The organism is Pseudomonas sp. GW821-FHT09H03 (genome assembly GCF_059415945.1).
Genome location: NZ_JBWKOF010000007.1, coordinates 1 through 13,518 on the forward strand (window position 1 = coordinate 1; position 13,518 = coordinate 13,518).

General features: G+C 60.3%; 5 protein-coding genes and 1 pseudogene. 3 read left to right on the forward strand and 3 right to left on the reverse strand.

All coding sequences use genetic code 11. The features are described from left to right. Positions 1-226, reverse strand: a pseudogene (locus AC07OG_RS11380) (hypothetical protein); the annotation flags it as partial. A gap of 81 nt (positions 227-307) precedes the next feature. Between AC07OG_RS11380 and recC the strand changes: the two are divergent. The 3 genes from recC to recD are packed head-to-tail and all read left to right on the forward strand — an operon-like array spanning position 308 to position 9,536. Then, positions 308-3,757 (forward strand): exodeoxyribonuclease V subunit gamma, encoded by a 3,450-nt coding sequence (gene recC, locus AC07OG_RS11385; protein ID WP_495067072.1) that lies wholly within the window; start codon positions 308-310, stop codon positions 3,755-3,757. After that, positions 3,757-7,446: an exodeoxyribonuclease V subunit beta gene (gene recB, locus AC07OG_RS11390; RefSeq protein ID WP_495067073.1), complete on the forward strand. Its 3,690-nt coding sequence runs from the start codon at positions 3,757-3,759 to the stop codon at positions 7,444-7,446. The genes recC and recB overlap by 1 nt, the downstream gene beginning before the upstream one ends. Beyond that, a complete protein-coding gene (gene recD / locus AC07OG_RS11395) occupies positions 7,443-9,536 on the forward strand; it encodes an exodeoxyribonuclease V subunit alpha (RefSeq protein ID WP_495067074.1) in 2,094 nt (697 codons plus the stop codon). The genes recB and recD overlap by 4 nt, the downstream gene beginning before the upstream one ends. A 107-nt stretch (positions 9,537-9,643) precedes the next feature. Here the strand turns inward: recD and AC07OG_RS11400 are convergent, their stop codons facing one another. Next, complete coding sequence (locus tag AC07OG_RS11400) at positions 9,644-12,292, reverse strand: bifunctional diguanylate cyclase/phosphodiesterase (RefSeq protein ID WP_495067075.1); 2,649 nt, start codon at positions 12,290-12,292, stop codon at positions 9,644-9,646. A 182-nt stretch (positions 12,293-12,474) separates the two neighbouring features. Continuing rightward, positions 12,475-13,422, reverse strand: a complete 948-nt coding sequence (locus AC07OG_RS11405; RefSeq protein ID WP_060541950.1) for a LysR family transcriptional regulator — start codon at positions 13,420-13,422, stop codon at positions 12,475-12,477. Between the last annotated feature and the right edge of the window lie 96 nt (positions 13,423-13,518).

Consider the following 13,518-nt stretch of genomic DNA (forward strand, 5'->3'; position numbering starts at 1 on the left):
ATCGCCGATGGTAGTGTGGGGTTTCCCCATGTGAGAGTAGGTCATCGTCAAGATTAAATTCCGAAACCCCTATCTGCGTATGCAGGTAGGGGTTTTGTTTTTGTGCTTTAAAAACCTTGAACGCGGTCCCCTGATTTCCTGTAGGAGCGAGCATGCTCGCGAAGAACGCCAGGACACCACGGGGACCCAGACAGCCCGCGTAATCGTTGACGTTCTTCGCGAGCATGCTCGCTCCTACATACACATGAAGCAAGGCGCCTTCAATGCTAAAGTCGTCCATCGATTTTGCATTTTCCAGGAAGCCTTTATGCCGGATGCGACACCCCTCAGTGCTGGATTCATGGTGGTCCACGGCAACCGCCTGGACGAATTGCGCAGCCTGGTGGTCAGCTGGATGCGCCGCTACCCGCTGGCTCCCCTGGAAAACGAAATCGCCCTGGTGCAGAGCAACGGCATTGCCCAATGGCTGAAACTGGCCTTGGCGGAAGATGCCGAAGAGGACGACATGGGTGGCTGCGGAATCGCTGCGGCCATTGATGTTCAACTCCCCGGCAGTTTCATGTGGCAGCTCTATCGCATGGTCCTTGGGCGTGACGAAATCCCGGCCAAATCCCTGCTCGATAAGGCTCCGCTGACCTGGCGCTTGATGCGCCTGCTGCCACAACTTATTAACCAGCCACACTTCGAGCCCCTGCAGCGCTTCCTGACCCACGATGCCGACCTGCGCAAACGCTATCAGTTGGCCGAGCGTCTCGCGGACCTGTTCGACCAATATCAGGTGTACCGGGCGGACTGGCTCGAAGACTGGGCAGAAGGTCGTCATCAATTGCGCAACGGTCGCGGCGAAGCCAAAGCCCTTACTCCGGCCAACTGCTGGCAGGCAGAGTTGTGGCGCGCCCTGCTGCTGGATGTGGGGGCAGAAGGCATGGCGCAGAGCCGCGCCGGCGTCCACCAACGGTTTGTCGAACGGATCAACAGCCTCGACGTGGCACCCCATGGATTGCCCTCACGAGTGATCGTTTTCGGCATTTCCTCCCTGCCGGCCCAAGCCCTGGAAGCCCTCGCCGGACTGGCACGATTCAGCCAGGTCCTGCTGTGCGTGCATAACCCATGTCGTCACCATTGGGCGGACATCGTCGCCGATAAAGACCTGTTGCGGCATCAATACAAGCGCCAGGCACGCAAGAGCGGTATGCCGGTGGTGATCGATCCGCAGACCCTTCATCAGCATGCCCATCCGTTGCTGGCAGCATGGGGCAAGCAGGGGCGCGATTACATCAGTCTGCTCGACAGCTATGACGATCCCAACAGCTATCGCTCGGCATTTCGTGACGGGCGCATCGATCTGTTCAGCGACAGCCAGCCACTGAGCGTGCTCAACCAGTTGCAGGATGACATCCTCGAGTTGCGGCCGCTCAACGAGACCCGGGAGCGCTGGCCGGCCGTCGATCTGCAGCAGGACCCGTCGATCCGTTTTCACATTGCCCATAGCCCTCAGCGCGAAGTCGAGATTCTCCACGACCAACTGCTCGCGCGCTTCAGTGCCGATCCACACTTGCGTCCTCGGGATGTGATCGTGATGGTCCCGGACATCGACAGCTATGCACCGCATATACGTGCGGTGTTTGGCCAGCTCGACCGCCATGACCCGCGTTTCATTCCGTTTACCCTGGCAGACCAGGGCCAGCGAGGTCGCGATCCATTGCTGATTGCGGTCGAGCACCTGCTCAAGTTGCCGGACAGCCGATTCCCGGTCAGCGAGATTCTCGATTTGCTCGACGTGCCAGCATTACGGTCGCGTTTCGGCGTCGAGGAGCGCGACCTGGCGACACTGCACCGCTGGATCGAAGGCGCGGGCATTCGTTGGGGCATGAATGCCGAGCAGCGAGCCGGACTGGGGCTGCCCCACGAGCTGGAGCAGAACAGCTGGCGTTTCGGCCTGCGCCGGATGTTGCTCGGCTATGCCGTCGGCAGCGGCGAAGCCTGCGAAGGAATCGAACCCTACGATGAAATCGGTGGTCTGGATGCAGCACTGATCGGCCCCTTGGTGGCCCTGCTGGATGCGCTGGAAGTCGCTCACCAGGAACTCTCCCAGCCGGCACCGCCCAAGCAATGGGGCATGCGCTTGCAGGCATTGATGCAACTGTTCTTCCAGGCCAGCAGTGAGCACGACGACTACTTGCTGGCCCAACTTGAAGAGTTGCGCGAAACCTGGCTCGACACCTGTGAATCAGTCGGCTTGCACGACCCGTTGCCATTGACCGTCGTGCGTGAAGCCTGGCTTGCCGGTCTTGACCAGGGCCGCTTGTCCCAGCGCTTTCTCGCCGGTGCAGTCAACTTCTGCACCTTGATGCCCATGCGCGCCATCCCGTTCAAACTGGTTTGCCTGCTGGGCATGAACGACGGCGATTATCCGCGCGCGCAACCACCGCTGGACTTCGACCTGATGGGCAGTGATTACCGCCCCGGCGATCGCTCCCGCCGTGAAGACGACCGTTACCTGCTGTTGGAGGCGGTATTGTCGGCGCGTGATCAGCTCTATATCAGTTGGGTTGGTCGCAGCATCCGTGATAACAGCGAGCGTCCCGCATCGGTACTGATCGGCCAGTTGCGTGACCACCTGGCCAGCGGCTGGCGAATGCCTGATAGCGAAGAAGACTTGCTTGAGGCGATGACCCAGGAGCATCCGCTGCAACCCTTCAGCGCCCGATACTTTCATGAGGGAGATGAGCTGTTCAGCTACGCCAGCGAGTGGCAAGTCCTGCATCAGGCTACGCAGCAACCGGTGCAGATCGAAGTGCTTGAGCCCCATGTTCAGGATGAGCCGCTCAGCCTTGGTCAGCTTCAGGATTTCCTGCGCAATCCGGTGCGGCATTTTTTCAGCCAGCGCCTGAAGGTGTTTTTCGAAGCGGCTGAAGTGCCTTTGGCCGACGAAGAGCCATTTGTCCTCGACGCCTTGCAGCGCTATGGCCTCAGCGCCAGTTTGCTCGACGCAGCCCTGGGCAATATGCAGCAAACCGATCAGGCACTGAAGGCGCAGGCCAAGCGTCTGCAAAATAGCGGACTGCTGCCCATGGCCGGGTTTGGCGAGTGTCTGCAACAGGAATTGATCGAACCATTACCCGACCTGCTGCAGCGCTATGAACAGCTGCTGACCCTATGGCCAACAGCGCTCACCAGTGCCTTGCCGGTCAGTCTCGAGCTGCAAGGCTTACGCCTTGAGGGCTGGCTCAGCGGTCTGCATCAACGCGATGATGGTGGTTTGCTGTCCATTACTACCATCCCCAACAGTATCGGTTCGATCAAGTCGCGCAAATGGCATCGCCTCACCCGGCCATGGGTCAATCATCTGGCGGCTTGCGCCAGCGGCATGGCGATGACCACGGCCTTGGTGGCCAGTGATGACAGCCTGCTGCTCGGCCCGCTCGAAGAGAGTTCGGCGCGGCGGATTCTCGGTGACCTGCTGCTGGCCTGGCAATCGGGGATGCGCCAGCCGCTGCCGATCGCCGTCAAGACAGCCTTCGCCTGGCTCGGTCAGACCGATCCGCTCAAAGCCGAGGCCGCTGCGCGCAAGGCCTATGAAGGCGACGGGCTGACGACTGACGGAGAGCGTCGCGAAAGTCCGGCACTGCTGCGTCAGTTCACCGATTACGCTGCCTTGACCGCCGATGAGACGTTCTCCGGCTGGTGTGATGCGCTGTACCGCCCGCTGCTTGAAGCCCCATGGCGTTCATTGACCGGCGAGGAGCCGCGCTGATGACTACGAAGACACCTCTGGCGCTGGCATTCCCGCTGCGTGGCAGCCAACTGATCGAGGCCAGTGCCGGTACTGGCAAGACCTTCACCATTTCCGCCTTGTATCTGCGCCTGGTCCTTGGCCATGGCGGCGAGCCCACGGGTTTCGGCCGCGAGTTGTTGCCACCGCAAATCCTCGTCGTGACGTTCACCGACGCCGCCACCAAGGAGTTGCGCGAGCGTATTCGTACGCGGCTGGCTGAGGCTGCGCGATTCTTTCGCGAGGAGACACCGGCACCTGACAGCCTGATCACCGAGTTGCGCGAGCAGTACCTTCCCGAGCAGTGGGCCGGGTGCGCCAATCGGCTGGACATCGCGGCCCAATGGATGGACGAAGCTGCTGTATCAACCATCCACGGTTGGTGCCAGCGTATGTTGCGCGAACACGCATTCGACAGTGGCAGCCTGTTTACCCAGACCCTGGAAACCGACCACAGCGATCTGCTCGGCGAAGTCCTGCGCGATTACTGGCGACTGTTCTGCTACCCGATGCAGGGCGATGCCTTGAGCTGGGTGCGCAACAACTGGGGAGGTCCTGCGGCATTGCTGCCACGGATCCGCGCGCTGTTTGCCAGCGAGCGTGACACCCTCCAGGGAAAAGAACCTGCGGAGCTGATCACCGAGTGTCTGCAGGAGCGCCGCGCCGCGTTGATTGAACTGAAAATGCCCTGGCGGCAGTGGGCTGACGAGTTGCTTGCCATTTGTCATCAGGGCGTCGCCAGCAAGAGCGTCGACGGCCGCAAGATGCAGGCACGTTATTTCGAACCCTGGTTCGAAAAGCTCAAAGCCTGGGCCGAAGACGAAGCCCTTGAACAACTGGACATCGGTACCGGCTTCTCGCGCCTGACGCCCGACGGCATGGCCGAAGCCTGGAAAGGCGAAGCCCCTCGCCATCCGGGTCTGGATGCGATGGCTGCACTCAAGGCCTGTCTCGATGGACTGCCGACCCCCGACGCCGCCGTACTGCAGCATGCCGCCCGATGGGTCAGTGGTCGATTCGAGGAGGAGAAACGCCGCCGCGCGGAAATGGGCTTTGACGACATGTTGCTGCGCCTGGACGCAGCCTTGCAGTCCGACGGCGGTGAGCGCCTGGCAACTCTGATTCGCGAACAGTTTCCGGTTGCGCTGATCGATGAGTTCCAGGACACCGACCCGGTGCAGTACCGGATCTTCGAGAGCATCTACCGGATTGAGGACAACAGCCCGGAATGCGGGCTGTTCCTGATCGGCGACCCGAAACAGGCGATCTACGCCTTCCGTGGCGCCGACATCCATACCTATCTGCGCGCCCGCCAGGCGACCACCGGCCGCCTGCACACCCTGGGCACCAACTTCCGTTCCAGTCATGGCATGGTCAAGGCGGTGAACCATGTGTTCGAGCGTGCTGAAGTTCGTGATCTGGGACGCGGGGCTTTCCTGTTTCGCGAGCGCGATGGCGAGAACCCGGTCCCGTTCACCCCGGTTCAATCCCAGGGCCGCAAAGAAGTCCTGCAAATAAACGATCAAGCAGTACCGGCCCTGAACGTCTGGCACCTGTCGTCCGAGCAGCCGCTATCTGGTGCGGTGTACCGACAACAACTGGCTGCTGCCTGCGCCAGTGAAATCACCGCATTGCTTAACGGCGGTCAGCAGGGGCAAGTGGGCTTCGCCCAGGACGGCAAGGTTTTTCGGGGCCTGCGCCCGGCGGATATCGCGATCCTGGTGCGCGACGGCAAGGAAGCCCAGGCCGTGCGTGCCGAACTCTCCACCCGAGGTGTGCGCAGCGTCTACCTTTCGGACAAGGATTCGGTGTTCGCCGCCCAGGAGGCTCACGACCTGCTGACCTGGCTCAAGGCCTGCGCCGAGCCGGACGTGGAGCGGCCACTGCGGGCTGCGCTGGCCAGCGTCACCTTGAACCTGTCGTTGTCCGAACTGGAACAGTTGAACCAGGACGAACTGGCCTGGGAGTCGCGGGTCATGCAGTTCCGCGGCTATCGCGAGCTGTGGCGCAAACAGGGCGTGTTGCCGATGCTGCGCCGCTTGCTGCATGACTTCTGTCTGCCTCAGGCGCTGATCGCCCGCCATGACGGCGAGCGGGTGCTGACGAACCTGCTGCACCTGTCCGAACTGCTGCAGCAGGCCGCCGCCGAGCTGGATGGCGAGCAGGCCCTGATCCGCCATCTGTCCGAACATCTGGCACTGTCCGGGCAGGCAGGCGAAGAACAGATCCTGCGTCTGGAAAGCGACGAACAACTGGTCAAGGTCGTGACCATCCACAAGTCCAAAGGGCTTGAGTACCCCCTGGTATTCCTGCCGTTCATTTGCTCGGCGAAACCGGTGGACGGCAGCCGGCTGCCGTTGCATTACCACAATGCCGACGGCAAGGCCCAGGTGACGTTGAAGCCGACGGCGGAGTTGATTGCCCTGGCCGATGAAGAGCGACTGGCCGAAGATCTGCGCCTGCTGTATGTCGCCCTGACCCGGGCGCAACATGCCTGTTGGTTAGGCGTGACCGACCTCAAGCGTGGCAATAACAATGGCTCGGTGCTGCACCTCTCGGCACTGGGTTATCTGCTCGGTGGCGGCGCACCATTGGCCGAATCCACAGGCCTGCGGCGCTGGCTGCAAGACCTGCAACAAGACTGTCCGGCAGTGGCTTGCAGCGAGATGCCCGAAGCGACGGGCGCGCAGTACCAGCCACCGCAAAACGCTGCTGCATTGCTGGCTGTGCGGGTGCCAAAACGCAAGGCCAGCGAAAACTGGTGGATTGCCTCGTACAGCGCTTTGCGCATCGGCGACACCCTTGGCGTCGGCAGTGACGAAGCGCCCGAGAGCCCCCGGGCGCAGAAGCTGTTCGATGATGAACGCCTCGACCCGCAGGCGCCCAACGAAGTACTCGCCGGCGGTGCGGATATCCATCGATTCCCTCGTGGCCCAAACCCCGGGACCTTTCTCCATGGCTTGCTCGAGTGGGCCGGGGGCGAGGGGTTCAACGCCACGCCGCAAGAGGTGGAAGACGCTATCGCCCGGCGTTGTAACCGTCGTGGCTGGGAGGGCTGGATCAGCACGCTGAGCGAGTGGCTGCAGCATCTGCTCAAGTCGCCGTTGCATGTCGGTAGCGGTCAGCCGCCCGTGACGCTGGCGCAATTGAGCCAGTACCAGGTGGAGATGGAATTCTGGTTCGCCAGCCACAAGGTCGATGTGCTCAAGCTCGACGCGCTGGTGTGCCAATACACCCATGGTGGCGTCGCCCGGGTGGCCGCTGAACCGGTGTTGCTCAACGGCATGTTCAAGGGTTTTATCGACCTGACGTTCGAGCACGACGGCCGCTATTACGTGGCTGACTACAAATCCAACTGGCTCGGTGTCGATGATGCCGCCTATACCGCACAGGCCATGGAACAGTCGATTCTCGACAACCGATATGACCTGCAATACGTGTTGTACCTGTTGGCCCTGCATCGCCAGCTCAAGGCGCGTCTGGCCGATTACGACTACGACAGGCATGTCGGCGGTGCGTTGTACCTGTTCCTGCGGGGTACGCGCGCACCGGGCCAGGGCGTGTATTTTGCCCGCCCGCCAAGAGAACTGATCGAGCACCTGGACCGGCTGTTCCAGGGCAAGCCGCAACCCAAGGCGGAACCTGCCTGGGAACAGGGAGTACTGCTATGAGTCGTTCATTCGCCGATTTGCTGCCGACGTCGCTGGCAGACGAAAGCCTGGCCGACCTCGCGCCGTTGAGCCGCGCCGACGACCTGCTGCTGTTGCTCACCCGTTGGGTCGAGCGCGGTTGGTTGCGTGCACTGGACAAAGCCTTCGTGGCCTTCCTGCATGAACTGGCGCCGGAGGATGATCCGCTGGTGCTGCTGGCCGCTGCGCTGACCAGTCACCAGTTGGGTCATGGGCATGTCTGCCTGGACCTGTTCGAGACGCTCAAAGAGCCGGACTTCGCCCTGTCGCTGCCACCGGAGGGCGACCTGCAAGGCGGTGCGATGCTGTTGCCTTCGCAATTGCTCGAGACCCTGGACGGCGCCCATTGGTGCAAAGTCCTGGCGGCCAGTGACCTGGTCGCTTTGGCGGCAGACAGTCGGGACGCCGTGCAGCAACGGCCATTGGTGTTGTCGGGAAAACGTTTGTACCTGCGGCGCTATTGGGCGTATGAGCGACGGATCGATGTCTCGCTGCGCGAACGCCTGAGCGGGCACGAAGAGACGCCGAACGACTTGCCCCAACGCCTTGCGGGCCTGTTCGGCCCGGCCCGGCCAGGTGAGGTAATCGATTGGCAGAAACTCGCCTGCGCCCTCGCCACCCGCAGCGCCTTCAGCATCGTCACCGGCGGCCCGGGAACCGGCAAGACCACGACAGTGGTGCGCTTGCTGGCACTGCTTCAGGCGCCGGCGGTGGAGGCCGGCAAGCCCTTGCGCATTCGCCTCGCCGCGCCCACCGGCAAAGCGGCGGCGCGGCTGACGGAGTCCATCAGTCAGCAAGTCCAGAGCTTGAAAGTCACCGAAGAAATACGCGAAAAAATCCCGTCGGACGTCACCACGGTCCACCGCCTGCTCGGCAGTCGACCGGGTACTCGACACTTCCGCCATCACGCGGGCAATCGTTTGCCACTGGATGTACTGGTGGTGGACGAGGCCTCGATGATCGACCTGGAAATGATGGCCAACCTGCTCGATGCCTTGCCGGCCCATGCGCGCCTGGTGCTGCTGGGTGACAAGGATCAACTGGCATCGGTGGAGGCGGGTGCGGTGCTGGGAGATCTGTGTCGCGACGCCGAGGCCGGTTGGTACAGCCCGCAGACTCGTCAGTGGCTGGAGGCTGTCAGCGGTGAAAGCCTGCAAGCCAGTGGTTTGCAGGAGGACAACCAAGGCACTCATCCATTGGCCCAGCAGGTGGTCATGTTGCGTCATTCGCGGCGATTCGGCGAGGGCAGCGGTATCGGCCAACTGGCCCGCTGGGTCAACCAGCAGCAGCCCGAAGAAGCCCGCAAGTTGCTCGCTGCGCGCAGCCACGACGACGTGTATTCGTTATCCCTCAAGGGCGAACAGGATCGGGCGCTGGAGCGCCTGTTGCTCGAAGGCCATGGTGAAGGGCCGCAAGGTTATCGGCACTATCTGAGCCTGCTGCGCAATCAGCGCCCGGCGCTCGACAGCCCGCTGGAAGACGCGCGCTGGACCGACTGGGCCCGGGACGTATTGCAAGCCTTTGACAGCTTCCAGTTGCTCTGTGCCGTGCGCAAGGGACCCTGGGGCGTCGAGGGGCTGAACCAGCGAGTCACCGGCGCATTGCTCAAGGCGCGATTGATCGACAGTGACCAGCAATGGTACGAAGGCCGCCCGGTTCTGATGACCCGCAACGACTACGGCCTGGGGTTGATGAACGGGGATATCGGAATCGCCCTCAAACTTCCGGAGCGTGAGGGCCCCGAGGCCGGCAAGCTGGTCCTGCGAGTTGCCTTCCCGCGCAATGACGGCCAGGGCGGGGTGCGCTTTGTCCTGCCGAGCCGGCTCAATGATGTCGAAACCGTGTACGCCATGACCGTGCACAAATCCCAGGGCTCGGAATTTGCCCACACCGCATTGATCCTCCCCGATGCCCTGAACCCGGTGCTGACCAAGGAGCTGATCTACACCGGAATCACCCGGGCCAAGAACTGGTTCACCTTGATCGAACCGCGCACAGGGGTGTTCGAAGAGGCGGTGAGGCGCAAGGTCAAGCGCTTGAGCGGGTTGATGCTGGAGCTGGGCGCCGACTGATCGGCGAACAGCATCTCCCGGTCGCCATTGACTCCAAAGGGTGGATTGCGAGCGATAGAGAGCGGCCTGTGTAGCCGCTCCAGACTTGATGAAGGACTATGGGAGCCTCACAGGCTCCGATTTCCAGAATGGTCCAGGAGGGCAAGGCCAACCCCACCTTCGATGTAATCCTCTAATGCATCTATGCCCATGGGGCGACCAAAAAAATACCCCTGATAGTTACGGCAACCCAAAGCCGCCAGCATGTCACGCTGCGCTTGCGTTTCAACACCCTCAGCGATGACCGACAAGTTCATGCTGTTTGCCAATGCGACCACCGTTTTGGCGATTGCCGCATCGTTGGGGTCCACCAGGATATCGCGAACAAATCCCTGATCGATCTTGAGCTGGTCCAGCGGTAGTCGCTTCAAATACGACAGGGAGGAATAACCGGTGCCAAAGTCGTCCAGCGAAAAGCCAACGCCGATGGTTTTCAACGCATTCATCTTGGCAATCACATCCTCCACGTTGGAGGCCAGCATGCTTTCAGTAATTTCCAGTTTGAGGCGATGAGGATTGGCACTGTAGCGCTTGAGTACAGACCGTATTTCTTCGACAAAGCCATCCTGATTGAACTGCCGGGTACTGACGTTGACGGCGATGCTCAGGTGCGAGAACCCGGTTCGATTCGCCCATACGGCCAACTGGTGACAGGCCATTTCCAATACCTGCTGTCCTAGCGGAAAAATCAAGCCAGACGCCTCTGCCAGTTGAATGAACTCTGCGGGAAAGATCAGGCCACCGCGCGGGTCTTTCCAGCGCACTAACGCTTCCACGCCTGTAACGCGACCTTCTTCCGTGACCTGCGGCTGATAGTGCAAAACGATTCGGCGTTGCTTGATGGCCTCGCGTAAACCTTCCTCCATTGCGATTCGAGCGCTGACGTCCGCCTGCATCTGGGGGTCGAAAAAGCGTATGACGTTGCGTCCGCAGGCTTTGGCCTGGTACATGGCCAACTCGGCGCGTTTCAAGGGCTCGCTTGCATCCTCAGTCTGCTCGCCAAACAGGGTAATGCCTATGCTGCAGGTTCGATGCAGGGTGGACGAATACAGTTCATAAGGCTGCGCGAGTTCGCGCAGGGTTTTTTCGCCAACGGTTTCAGCATGGCTCGCTGCCTCTTGGGGATTGGTGCTCAGGCTTTCCAGAATGAGAGCGAATTTGTCGCCTCCCAAGCGAGCGACGGTGTCACCCTCCTGCACACACCGCCTCAATCGCTGAGCGATTTCACTCAGAAACAGGTCACCTCGGCCGTGCCCCAGGGTTTCGTTGATGGATTTGAAGTCATCGAGGTCGACAAACATCAATGCCCCCACCCATTGATGGCGAGCACTCGAAATCAGTGCCTGCTCCAGCCGATTCGTAAAAAGTCTGCGATTGGGCAACCCCGTGAGCTGGTCTGAGAACGACAGTCTCTGGATCTGCTGCTCGTCAGCCTTTCGGTCGCTAATGTCCCGGACGATCGCCTGAATGCACAAAGTGTCATCCAGGGTAATCACGTGCGCCGAAACCAGACCGGGCCACGTTCGGCCGTCCTTGCTTACAAACTCAGCTTCACGATCAATGAAGTATCCGTTTTGCTGCAAGATACGAACCGATGTACGACGCTCTTCCGGATAGCGCCAGATGTCGATATCAATAACCGTTTTGCCAACAGTATCTTCCCGTGTCCAGCCAAATACGGGCGTAAATCCGTCATTGACCTCAAGAAGTCGCCCATCCTCAAGACGGGTGATGACCTGGCTGTCCGGGCTGGTGCGGAACACGGTACGAAAGAGCTCCATTTTTTTCGCCTTGCGCGATTCAGTCTCACGCCTGTAGCTGGTGCGCGTGTAAACAAGAATCGCCAAGGTAAAAATGACCACCAGTAAAAGTGTTCTGAAAACTTCCTTTCGCCAGGGAGCAAGAAAGTCGTGGGTGCTTTTTGCGACGAAGATATAGAGAGGGTAATTGGCAATTTTTCGATAGCTGTAGATTCGCTCGATGCCGTCCACTGGAGCAACGGCGGTGTAGCTCCCTGAATTTGGGAACGCTCGAAGCATTTCTGTGGCTTTGGCTGAAACCAGCCTGGCGCCAACGGCCCCGCTTTCATTCTCTGCTTTTGGATGCCGGACTATGAGCGCCATCTGATCATCGCGAAGAGCAATGATCCCTTGTTTTCCAACATCAAAAGAGGAAAACATGGCGGTGAAATACTCCATCATGCGCAACGAGCCCAGCGCTACACCTGCAAAGGAGCCATCAGGGTGGTTGATGCGTCTGGACAGGAGGACCGACCAGGCTTTTGTGCTGCGTCCGATCACCGGCTTGGATACGACCATTCCGAGCTGCGAGTTCTCTTGCAGGCGCTGGAAATACTCTCTATCGGTTATGTTCGTTATTTTGCCGGGGGTCATTACTGTGCCCCAGGGGATATCACCTTTCTCATCCGACACCCACAGTCCTTCGCAATCGCGAATCTGCGCCTGTTGCTGTGTCAGATACCCGTCCAGCAACGCACCATTAACCCCTCCCGCAGCCATTTGCTGTTCTACTTCGCTGGCGACAGCAAGCAGGCCGATATCAACTTTATCAAGGATGCCGGAGACGTTGATCGCCAGGGATCGCGCCAGATTCTCCGTTGTGATGACCGCTTGAAGCTCATGCTGTTGTTTGCTCTGGTAGAGCGCCAGCCCTGCCAGCGCATAGACAAACAAAATGATGGCAACAATGCCTGCCATAAGGCGGACCGCCAAGGAATGTGATCGCCACTGCATGAGGGAGTCTCGACAAATCAATTGAGGGGCGTAGCGGGGCAAGTCATAGGTTAGCCGGTCAGAAAAAACGTGCCTTAGAAAATTTAACTATCTAGATAATTTGTGTGGTGGCGCGCAAAACTGATGTTTTCCCTCATGAAATTCCGTCAGTCGGCAAACAGCATCTCCCGGCTCTCACCCATCAACAGGCCCTGGTTCTGCTCAGTGACCGCGCGGATGTAGTCCCACAACAGGGTGATCCGCTTGAGCTTTCTCAGGTCCTCGCGGCAGTACATCCAGAACTGCCGTGTGATGTTGACGTCCTGTGGCAGTACGGGCAGCAAACGCGGGTCCTGAGCCGCCAGGAAGCACGGCAGAATCGCCAGCGAGCGCCCCTGCTGGGCCGCGATGAACTGCGCGATCACGCTGGTGCTGCGCAGGTTGGCGCTGGCGCCGGGCAATACGTTGGCCAGGTACAGCAGCTCCGAGCTGAAGGCCAGGTCGTCGACATAACTGATGAACGAATGCTTGGCCAGATCTGCCGGGCGGCGGATCGCCGGGTGTTTGTCGAGGTATTCCTGGGTCGCGTACAGCTGCAACCGGTAGTCGCAGAGTTTGCAGCACACGTATGGACCATGCTCCGGACGTTCCAGGGCAATGACGATGTCGGCTTCGCGCTTGGACAGGCTGATGAAGTGCGGCAGCGGCAGGATATCCACCGAGATCGCCGGGTAGGTGTCGACGAAGTGGCTCAGCTGCGGGGTGATGAAAAAGCTGCCGAAGCCTTCGGTGCAGCCCATGCGCACATGACCGGACAGCGCCACACCGGACCCCGACACCTGCTCGCACGCCATGTGCAAGGTGCTTTCAATCGACTCGGCATAACCCATCAGACGCTGGCCTTCTGCGGTCAGAACGAAGCCGCTGGTCCGGGATTTCTCGAACAGCAAGGTGCCCAGTGCCGCTTCCAGGGAACTGATGCGCCGCGACACGGTGGTGTAATCCACCGCCAGGCGCTTGGCCGCGGTGCTGGCCTTGCGGGTGCGGGCGACTTCGAGGAAAAACTTGAGGTCGTCCCAGTTCAGTGAGCCTAATGAGGTGATGTTTTTTTGCATGTTGGACCGGTTTTTATGTGCGTTCTTATTAGAAGTTTGCACATCTATACTCCAAAAACAGCCCGACAACCAATTCGCGGCACACGCCTCATTGCA